The following is a 9260-nucleotide window of genomic DNA, read 5'->3' as shown; positions in this document are numbered from 1 at the left end:
GGGCCCGGCTCCGGCTCCGTGGGGGTGTGGCCGGCGGGCGACGACGCCACCACCTCGGAGCGGTGGCCGCCGCGGTCCAGGAAGCCGCCGGTGAGGGCCAGGCCGAGGCCGGCCAGTGCCAGTACCGCGCCGACCAGGGTCGGCGAGGCCCAGCCCCAGCCCGCCGAGATGACCAGGCCGCCCAGCCAGGCGCCGCCCGCGTTGGCCAGGTTGAAGGCCGAGTGGTTGGAGGCGGCCGCCATCGTCGGCGCCTTGTCCGCCTTGGCCATCAGCAGCATCTGTACGGGGGTGGTGATCAGCGAGCCCACGGCGCCGATGAACGCGATGTTCACGAGTGCGGGCACGGTGCTGTGGACCGCGAAGTAGAACGTCACCAGCGAGGCCGCGAGCAGGACGAGCCCCGCGTACAGGGTCGGGCGCAGTGCCCGGTCGGTGAGCGGTCCCGCGACGAGGGTGCCGAGCGTCATGCCGACGCCGTACAGCGCGAGGACCAGCGTGGTCGACGAGTCGGACAGGCCCGTCAGATGCGTCAGCATCGGCACGAGATAGCTGTAGACGGCGAAGAAGCCGCCGAATCCCACGACCGCCGTGACCAGGCCGATCCCGACCTGCCTGTTGCCCATGGCGCGCAGCTCGTGCTTGATCCCGGACTGGGGGCCGCGCGGCTGGTGCGGGACGAGGAGGGCGAGCGCGAGGCAGGCGGTGACGCCGATGACGGCCACCGCGAAGTACGCGTACCGCCAGCCGAGTTGCTGGCCGAGAGCGGTGCCCGCCGGTACGCCCACGATGTTGGCCACCGTGAGCCCGAGGAACATGGTCGAGACGGCGCGGGCCGCCCGCTCGGGCGCGACGAGCCGGGAGGCCACGACGGCGCCGACACCGAACAGCGCGCCGTGCGGCAGCCCGGCGAGGACCCGCGCGGCGAACAGCAGGCCGAAGTTGGGGGCGAGCGCGGACGCCGTGTTGCCGACGATGAACAGCCCGGACAGGAGCAGCAGCAGCCGCTTGTGGGGGATGCGCGCGCCGAGGCCGGTCAGCAGCGGCGCGCCGACGACGACGCCGAGCGCGTAGGCGGAGACGAGGTTGCCGGCGTGCGGGACGGACACACCGACGCCGTCAGCGATCTGGGGCAGGAGCCCCATCGTGACGAACTCGGTCGTGCCGATGCCGAACGCGACGACAGCCAGGGCCAGCAGTGCCAGTGGCATGGCGCGGGAGAACCTTCCGGAAGGTACGAGCAGGGGTCTGTCCGGGTCTGCGGCGATCCGGACCGGTCTGTTTACTGCGTATCTGTCGTGATCCCGGCGGGGCGCCCTTGCCCGCGCGCGCGGAAACAGGGGCCGGCGCAACCGGCCCCCGGGAAGTGCAGCAGTGGCGCGGCGCCGTGCATTCCGGCGCGGACCGACACGGGAGGTGACGTATGTCGCAGTGCGGTAGGGCAGTGTCGCGGTAGGCCCCCGGGCCGGGGCCCGCGCGGGGAAGCGGCGGGCGGCGCCCGGTGTTCCCGTCAGGCGATGCCGTCGGGCGCGGGCAGTCCGAGCCTGCGGTCCTTGAGCGCGGGGAACTGGCTCCTGGTCTTCGCGACCCTCGTGATGTCGAGGTCGACCGTCAGGACCTCCTCGCCGTTCCCGGCCTCGCCGAGCACCTCGCCCCACGGGTCGACGGCGATGCTGTGCCCGGCCTGCTCCACGCCCGCGTGGGTGCCGGCGGTCCCGCAGGCCAGTACGTACGACTGGTTCTCGACGGCGCGGGCCCGTGCCAGCAGCGTCCAGTGCTCCCGCCGCCGCGCGGGCCAGCCCGCCGGTACCGCGAGGACATCGGCGCCCGCGTCCACGAGGGAGCGGAACAGCTCGGGGAAGCGCAGGTCGTAGCAGGTCGCGAGGCCCAGCACCGCACCCGCCGCAGCCGCCGTCGTGATCTGCGAGCCGGCGCTCATCAGCGTCGCCTCGCCCTTGTCGAAGCCGAACCTGTGGATCTTCCGGTAGGTGCGGACGAGCACGCCCTCGGGCGAGATCACCAGCGACGTGTTGTACAGCACCTCGCGGTCGGGGCCGCCGTCGGAGTGACCGTCCGGACGCCCCTCGGGGGCCGCGGGGGCGCGTTCGACGATCGAGCCCGCGTGCAGGAACACCCCCGCGTCGCGCGCGGCCGGCGCGAGGGCCGCGAACGTGGGGCCGTCCAGCGGCTCGGCCTCTTCGGCAAAGGATTCGTATGCAAATGCGCCCGTCGGCCAGAGTTCGGGCAGGACCACCAGGTCCGCGCCGCGCTGTTCCCGTACCAGGGCGGCGACCCGGGCCCGGCGGGAATCGACTGGTTCGTCCTGATCTACCGCGATCTGGATGAGCGAGGCGCGCACACTACCACCGTCCTGGCATTCGACCCGTCAGTACGGGCCTACGATCGTCACACGAAAGCACTGCCGGGGTGCCATCGGGCAGCGTAACTTAGGCGCCGAACCTCCCACGCAGCCCGCGCAGCCCGGTGCCAGCCACGCCAGCCACAGCCAGCAAGACAGCCCGCGAAACCGCAGAACCGCCGAGGGGTCCCGTGACCGTCCATCCCAGCCTTCAGAACTATGCCGATGCCTGGACCCACTCCGTCGAAGCGATAGCCGCCCTCGTGCAGCCGCTCCCGGAGAGCGAGTGGAACAGGCGCACGCCGTGTCCCGGCTGGTCGGTCCGCGACGTTGTCTCCCATGTGATCGGCATGGAGTGCGAGATGCTCGGCGATCCGCGCCCCATCCACACCCTCCCGCGCGACCTCTACCACGTGACGGACGAGCTCTCCCGCTACATGGAGATGCAGGTGGACGTGCGCCGCCACCACACCTCGCCGGAGATGACGGCGGAGCTGGAGTACACGATCATCCGCCGCAACCGCCAGCTGCGGAACGAGAACCGCGCTCCCGACACCATGGTCCGCGCGCCCCTCGGCAAGGAGCAGACGCTGGAAGTGGCCATGCAGCGGCGGGCGTTCGACATCTGGGTGCACGAGCAGGACCTGCGTACGGCGCTCGGCAGGCCCGGCAACCTCGATTCGCCCGGCGCCCACGTCGCCAGGGACACGCTGCTCGCCGCGCTGCCCAAGGTGGTCGCGAAGGACGCGGGCGCGCCCCGCAACTCGGCCGTCGTCCTCGACGTGCACGGGCCGCTCGAGTTCATGCGTACGGTCCGGGTCGACGCGGACGGCCGCGGCACGATCGACGGCGCGCCCTCGCTCGGGCCCGCCGTCTCGCTGACACTCGACTGGGAGACGTACTTCCGCCTGGCGTGCGGCCGGGTGCGGCCCGCGGCGGTCGCGGACCAGGTCAAGATCGACGGCGACCAGGAGCTCGCGGACGCGATCCTGCGCGCGTTCGTGGTCACGAAGTAGCCCGCCGGCCGGGGCGGGTGGTTCCTACCATCGGCGGATGGACACCTCTGCCGCCCGTTCCGACCGTGCCCGCCGACGCCGTGCCGCCGCGCTCTCCGTCCTCCGCACGCTGGACCTGCAGGCCAGGTGGCGGCGCTGCGGGGACCCCGTCGTGGTCGGTTCCGTGGCCCTGGACCTGGTCGTCGAACCGGACATCGACCTGGAGATCTACTCCGACGCGCCCTCGGTGGCCGAGGGGTTCGCCGTGCTGACGCCGTGTGCGGAGCTGCCCGGGGTGCGGCGGCTGCGGTTCAACAACGCGCTCGACCTGGACGACCACGGCCTGTACTGGCGCCTGGACTACGAGGTGGCGGGCGGCGAGACCTGGCAGATCGACATGTGGTGGCTTCCGGGCGATCACCCGGGCCCCCGTGCGGCGGACCTGGTCGGCCCGTTGAACGCCGCCCTCACGGACGAGACCCGGGACGCCGTCCTGAGCGTCAAGGAGGGCGCCGCGGCGGCGGGCGAGCCGCTGCCGGGGGTCCGGGTCTACCAGGCGGTCCTGGATCACGGCGTACGCACGTATCCCGAGTTCGTCGCCTGGCGGGCCCGCACGCCCACGGACGGGCTGACGTCCTGGCTGCCCGCGGGGCCGCGTCGTTGACGCGCCGGTGCGGCACGGGGCCCGCGGGCGCGTCGACGACGCGGGCCGGCCCCGGCGCCCGCGCCGTACGTCTCACACCGGCACGTGGACCGCTTCCACCTTGCTCGCGACGACGTGGTCGCGCTCACGCCTGGCCGTACGGGCGCGCAGCCGGAGGATCTGGGTGATGCCGAGCGCCTCCAGGACGAAGACGGAGGCGAAGGCGATGCGGAAGTTCTCGCCGGTCGCGTCCAGCAGGACGCCGACCGCGAGCAGCGTCGCCATCGAGGCGGTGAAGCCGCCCATGTTGACGATGCCGGACGCGGTGCCCTGGCGGGAGGGCGGGTTCGCCGGGCGGGCGAAGTCGAAGCCGACCATCGACGCGGGGCCGCACGCGCCGAGCACGGCGCAGAACGTGACGAGCAGCCACATCGGGTCGTGGTGGGCGGGCCAGGCGATCGCGGCGGCCCACAGCAGCGCCGTCGCCCCGGCCGTACCGAGCGCGAGGGGCATCCTGGCCGCGTGGTGGCGGGCGATGACCTGGCCGAAGACCAGGCCCACGACCATGTTGGAGAGCACCACGAGTGTGAGCAGTTCGCCGGCGGTCGCGCGGCTCAGGCCCTGCGCCTCGACCAGGAACGGCAGCCCCCACAGCAGCAGGAAGATCATGCCGGGGAACTGGGTCGTGAAGTGGACCCACATGCCGAGCCGGGTGCCCGGCTCCCGCCAGGCGGCCGCGATCTGCGTCCGCACGTGGCGGACGCCCAGCCCGCCGCGCGCCGAGCGCGCCCGCGGCTCGTGGCCCTCGGGGTGGTCCTTGAGGAACAGCAGCAGCAGGACGAGCACGGCGACGCCGGCCAGGGCGCTGCCCGCGAACGTGGCCGTCCAGCCGAGGCCGTGCAGGGTGCGGGCGATGACGACCGTCGAGACGAGATTGCCCGCCATGCCGAACAGCGAGGCGATCTGCGCGATCATCGGCGCGCGCCGCGCGGGGAACCAGCGGGTGCCGAGCCGCAGCACGCTGATGAACGTCATCGCGTCGCCGCAGCCCAGCAGCGCGCGGGAGGCGAGCCCCGCCGCGTACGAGGGGGACAGCGCGAAGCCGAACTGGCCGAGGGTGAACAGCACCGTGCCGAGTGCCAGGACCTTTTTCGTGCCGAGGTGGTCGACCAGCAGGCCGACGGGTATCTGCATGCCCGCGTAGACGAGGAGCTGGAGTATGGAGAACGTCGAGAGCGCGGAGGCGTCGACGTGGAAGCGCTCCTGCGCGTCGAGGCCCGCGACGCCGAGGCTGGTGCGGAAGATGACCGCCACGAAGTAGACGGCGACGCCGATGCCCCACATCCAGGCGGCGCGGCGCCCGCCGGGTGGGTCCCCGGGCAGCGAGAGGGGTGCGGTGCCCGACCGGGCCGACGGGGCGGGGGAGTCGGCGGACGGCTCGCTCACCGGTCCTCCCCGCGCACCAGGGTGGTCACCCGGTCGAGGTGGCCCCGCACCCGCGCGGCGGCGAGTTCCGCGTCGCCCGACTGGATCGCCTCGAGGAGCTCGGCGTGCTCGGTGATGTTCGCCGCGATCCTGTCGGGGTGCGCCTCCAGTACGGCCACGCCCATCCGCAACTGGCGGTCGCGAAGCCGGTCGTAGAGCCTGGAGAGGATCTCGTTGCCCGCGGTGCGCACGATCTCGGCGTGGAAGGAGCGGTCCGCGGACGCCGCGGCGGCCAGGTCCCCGGTGACGGCGCAGGCGCGCTGCGCGTCGAGGAACCCTCGCAGCCGGGCCACGAGCGCCGCCGGGGCGGGCGACGTGCGCAGAACCTTGCGTACGGCGAACTCCTCGACCAGCAGGCGGGTCTCGACCACGTCGGAGATCTCCTGCGCGGAGACGGCGAGGACGAGCGCGCCCTTCTTCGGGTAGAGCTTGATGAGCCCTTCGACTTCAAGCTTGAGGAGCGCCTCGCGTACGGGCGTCCGTGACACCCCGACGGCCTCGGCGAGCTCACCCTCCGTCAGGAGCGTCCCGCCCTCGTAACGGCGTCCGAGCACGCCCTCTTTGATGTGGCTGTAGACGCGGTCTGCGGCGGGGGGCTGTCTGACGGACGAGGATGTCATGCGCACAGCTTAGATACAACATGTACGCAAGGGGTACGCCCGTCCGGGATACGGACAGCCGCGCCGCGCTCCCGGGAGCGCCGAGCCGCCCGCTGCCCCTGCCCCTGCCCCCGCCCGCTCCCGTCAGGCGGTGCCGCCGCGCACCCGGCGTACCACCCGCAGCAGGTACGCACGGCGGTCCAGCGGGTCGTGGTCCCAGCGCGCCCTGACCGGCGGCGGCCCCGGCACCGGCGCGTAGTGGTCGAACGCCGTCTCCAGCAGCCCCTCCCCGCGCGTCGGGCCGATCAGCCGCTGCTCCAGCGCGTGCACCGACGCGGCGGGCACCCGCCCGCGCACCGTCGTCTCCGCGCCCGACACGACCGGTGCGTCCGGTACGGCGCCGAGCCGCGCGAGAACGGGCAGCGCCGCGCCGTACGTGTCCGACGGCAGGTCGAGCCGGAAGCGGTGGACCGGTTCGTGGACCCGGGTGCCCGCCCGCCGCAGCGCCTCCATCAGCACCAGCGGCGTGAGCGCGCGGAAGTCGCCCGCCGTGCTCGACATGCTCTTGTCGAACGTGCCGTGCGCGTGGCTCTGCCGCGCCGAGTAGCCGGAGTGCGTCAGCGTCACCACGAGGTCCGTGACCCGCCACCCGTACAGTCCCTGCTCCAGCGTCTCGCGGACCGTCTCCTCGACGGCCCGCAGGAAGGCGTACGGCATCGATCCGGGCTCCACGCCGAGCCGGTGGGCGACGCCGGAGCCGACGGGCGCGGGCTCCACGCGCAGCCCGACCGTCGCGAGGAACGGATTCGGGTCCTTCGACTTGAACTCGACGGCCTCGCCGCGGCCCGCCGGCCGCTCCAGGCAGATCGTCGTCGTCTCGCGGAAGGTGACGCCGATGCCGTAGTCGTCGGCGAGCGTCGCCCCCAGGACCTCCTTCTGCACCTCGCCGTAGAGCGAGACATAGACGTCCTGCACCCCGCTGGGCAGCAGGCGGCCCTTGCGGTAGCCGATCAGCGGGTCCTGGTCGGCGAGGTCGGCGAGCGCCGCGTGCAGCGCCGCGCGGTCGGCGGCGCGGTCGGGGACCACGGCGGTCTCCAGCGTCGGCGGCGCGAAGAACCCGCCCGCGGCCTCGTGCGCCGCCCGCGCGGCGTCCTCGCCGTACGCGCCGATCGTGTCCCCGATCCGGATGCCGGCGAGGCCGCGCAGCGTCCCGATGCGGCCGGCCGGGATCGCGCCGGCGGGCAGGGCGCCGCCGTGGTCGAAGAGGGAGACGCCGGTCACCTTCCCCTCGCCACCGCGGTCGCCTTCGCCGCCCGCGCCGAAGCGGAGCCGGTCGCGGACGCGCACCGTACCCGCGGTGACGCGGACGTATGCCACCTTCTCGCCGCGCGGCCCGCGCTCCACCTTGAAGACGCGGCCGGCCGGCGGCGCGTGCGGGTCGCGCGCGGCCGCGGGCAGCAGCTCGCGGACGGCCGCCACCAGCGCGGAGGAGCCCGCCCCGGTGATCGCGGAGCCGTACAGGACCGGGTGGACCAGCGAGCGCGCGGTCTGCGCGGCCAGTTCGCGGCGCAGCCGGGCGGGCGTCAGCGCGGCCTCGTCGGCCACATACGCGGCGAGCAGGGCGTCGTCCTGCTCCGTGAGGCGTTCGGCGAGCGCGGCGGTGAAGTCCGCGTCGGCGGGCCCGTACGGGACGAACGCGGCGGCCGGGCCGCCCGCCGACTCCACCCGCCCCAGCGGCACGAAGGGCGCGCCGAGCCGCCGTTCGAGCTCGGCGGGCAGCCGCTCGCCGACGCCCTCCGCACCGGCGCGGTCGATCTTGTTGACGAACACCAGCGCCGGGATGCGGAGCCGCCGCAGCGCCCGCGCCAGCACCCGCGTCTGCGCCTGCACGCCCTCCACCGCCGACACCACGAGCACCGCGCCGTCCAGCACGGACAGCACGCGCTCCACCTCGGCGATGAAATCCGGGTGGCCCGGGGTGTCGATGAGGTTGACGGTCACGCCGTCGACGGGGAACGACACCACCGCCGATCTGATGGTGATGCCGCGCCGCCGCTCCAGCGCGAGCGTGTCCGTACGGGTCGAGCCCGCGTCGACGCTGCCGACGGTGTCGATGACGCCCGCACTGTGCAGCAGGCGCTCGGTGAGGCTGGTCTTACCCGCGTCGATGTGCGCCAGGATGCCGAGGTTCAACGTACGCAAGAGGCTTCATGTCCTTGGGGGAGTGCGTGACTGCCTTACGGCCCGGACGGGCCACCTGGTCGGTCGCGGACGATCCCCGCATGGACATCTCCTCTGTCGGCTGCCGCCTGTCCGCTCAGTTCAGCGCGCCCCGCCGCCTCCGGGCAACCGGATTACGGCGCGCTCCCGGAGCCCGCCGTGTCCGCCGTGTCCGTCGTGTCCGTCGTGTCCGTCGTACGCGTCGCGCCCGCCGTGTTCGCCGTGTCCGTCACGGGGGCCGCGTCGAACGCGATGCCCGTCGGCCACCCGCGCGTCACCCGGTCGAGCAGGACGACGGACGCGACCTCGGGCGCCGCGCCGCCTCCGTACGCCTCGATCGCCGCCAGCAGGCGGCTCACGCCCCGCACGTGCGCGGCGAAGACGCGCCGGGGCGCCCGCCGCCCGCGGGCCCGCTGCCCCCGCAGCGCTTCGGGCGCGGCGACGTCGATGAGTACGAGATGCACCCCGGCGGTCCGTCCACCGCCCCGCGCGGCCCGGCCGGTCCTGTGCCGTACGGCGTACGCGAGCAGGCGGCGCAGCCAGGCCCGGCTGCCGCAGTCGTGCACGAGGACGGGGGCGCCGGAGCGGGCGGCGGCGCACAGGCGGGCCAGATGGTGGAGGCGGGCGAGGGGCCGGTACACGGCGTACGGCAGCCGGGCGGGCATCCGCGCCTGCCATCGCAGATGCGCCGCGCGCGGGTCGGCCACCCGGATGCCCGGACCGCCCGCCCTGCTCGTGATGCTTGCGCCATTCGCGCCGCTCGTGCCGGTCGCGGACAGTGCGCGCAGCAGCGTGGACTTCCCGCTGCCCGGCACTCCGGACACCACGACAACGGCGCCCGGCGGATATCCGAGCCGGAGACCGGGCCCCGGCCCCGGAGCGCCGGGCTCGCGGCCGCGCAGATCGACCACCCCGCGCGGCCGTATCAGCCGCCCCATGCGCCTGCCTCCGCTCCCCGGCCC

General features: G+C 74.0%; 8 protein-coding genes. 2 read left to right on the top strand and 6 right to left on the bottom strand.

Annotated features, from left to right (window positions below; genetic code table 11):
- Nucleotides 1-1208, bottom strand: a 1208-nt coding sequence (locus tag LCE31_RS31480; protein ID WP_225020425.1) for an MFS transporter, incomplete at its 3' end; no start/stop codon positions are given.
- Between the two features lie 299 nt (nt 1209-1507).
- On the bottom strand, nt 1508-2356 hold the full coding sequence (locus tag LCE31_RS31475) for a carbon-nitrogen family hydrolase (protein WP_225020423.1): 849 nt from the start codon (nt 2354-2356) through the stop codon (nt 1508-1510).
- 191 nt (nt 2357-2547) lie between these two features.
- Here LCE31_RS31475 and LCE31_RS31470 point away from each other — a divergent pair, with 191 nt between their 5' ends.
- Both LCE31_RS31470 and LCE31_RS31465 read left to right on the top strand, forming a co-directional pair.
- Nucleotides 2548-3372, top strand: a complete 825-nt coding sequence (locus LCE31_RS31470; protein WP_225020420.1) for a maleylpyruvate isomerase family mycothiol-dependent enzyme — start codon at nt 2548-2550, stop codon at nt 3370-3372.
- 37 nt (nt 3373-3409) lie between these two features.
- Nucleotides 3410-4015 carry a hypothetical protein gene (locus LCE31_RS31465; RefSeq protein WP_225020418.1) on the top strand — a complete coding sequence of 202 codons (606 nt, stop codon included), beginning with the start codon at nt 3410-3412 and terminating at the stop codon, nt 4013-4015.
- 72 nt (nt 4016-4087) lie between these two features.
- On the opposite strand, the gene LCE31_RS31460 is transcribed toward LCE31_RS31465, so the two are convergent.
- From LCE31_RS31460 to LCE31_RS31445, 4 genes are all read right to left on the bottom strand, one after another.
- Entirely contained in the window at nt 4088-5338 is a 1251-nt protein-coding gene (locus tag LCE31_RS31460; protein ID WP_225020429.1) for an MFS transporter, read from the bottom strand.
- Nucleotides 5339-5436: 98 nt separating this feature from the next.
- On the bottom strand, nt 5437-6099 hold the full coding sequence (locus LCE31_RS31455) for a GntR family transcriptional regulator (protein ID WP_225020416.1): 663 nt from the start codon (nt 6097-6099) through the stop codon (nt 5437-5439).
- Nucleotides 6100-6222: 123 nt separating this feature from the next.
- Nucleotides 6223-8280, bottom strand: a complete 2058-nt coding sequence (locus LCE31_RS31450; protein ID WP_225020414.1) for an elongation factor G — start codon at nt 8278-8280, stop codon at nt 6223-6225.
- Between the two features lie 152 nt (nt 8281-8432).
- The coding region (locus tag LCE31_RS31445; RefSeq protein WP_308042334.1) for a hypothetical protein at nt 8433-9260 on the bottom strand (828 nt) is incomplete at its 5' end.

Origin of the sequence: Streptomyces sp. 8L, assembly GCF_020176795.1 — a bacterium.
Lineage (GTDB): Bacteria > Actinomycetota > Actinomycetes > Streptomycetales > Streptomycetaceae > Streptomyces.
The sequence above is the reverse complement of the archived record's forward strand: the minus strand, read 5'-3'. Positions and strand labels throughout refer to the sequence as shown.

Excerpts from the sequence above, each read along its gene's own strand:
- LCE31_RS31455 (WP_225020416.1), bottom strand. The coding sequence starts at position 6,099 with ATGACATCCTCGTCCGTCAGACAGCCCCCCGCCGCAGACCGCGTCTAC.
- LCE31_RS31460 (WP_225020429.1), bottom strand. The coding sequence starts at position 5,338 with ATGTGGGGCATCGGCGTCGCCGTCTACTTCGTGGCGGTCATCTTCCGC.
- LCE31_RS31465 (WP_225020418.1), top strand. The coding sequence starts at position 3,410 with ATGGACACCTCTGCCGCCCGTTCCGACCGTGCCCGCCGACGCCGTGCC.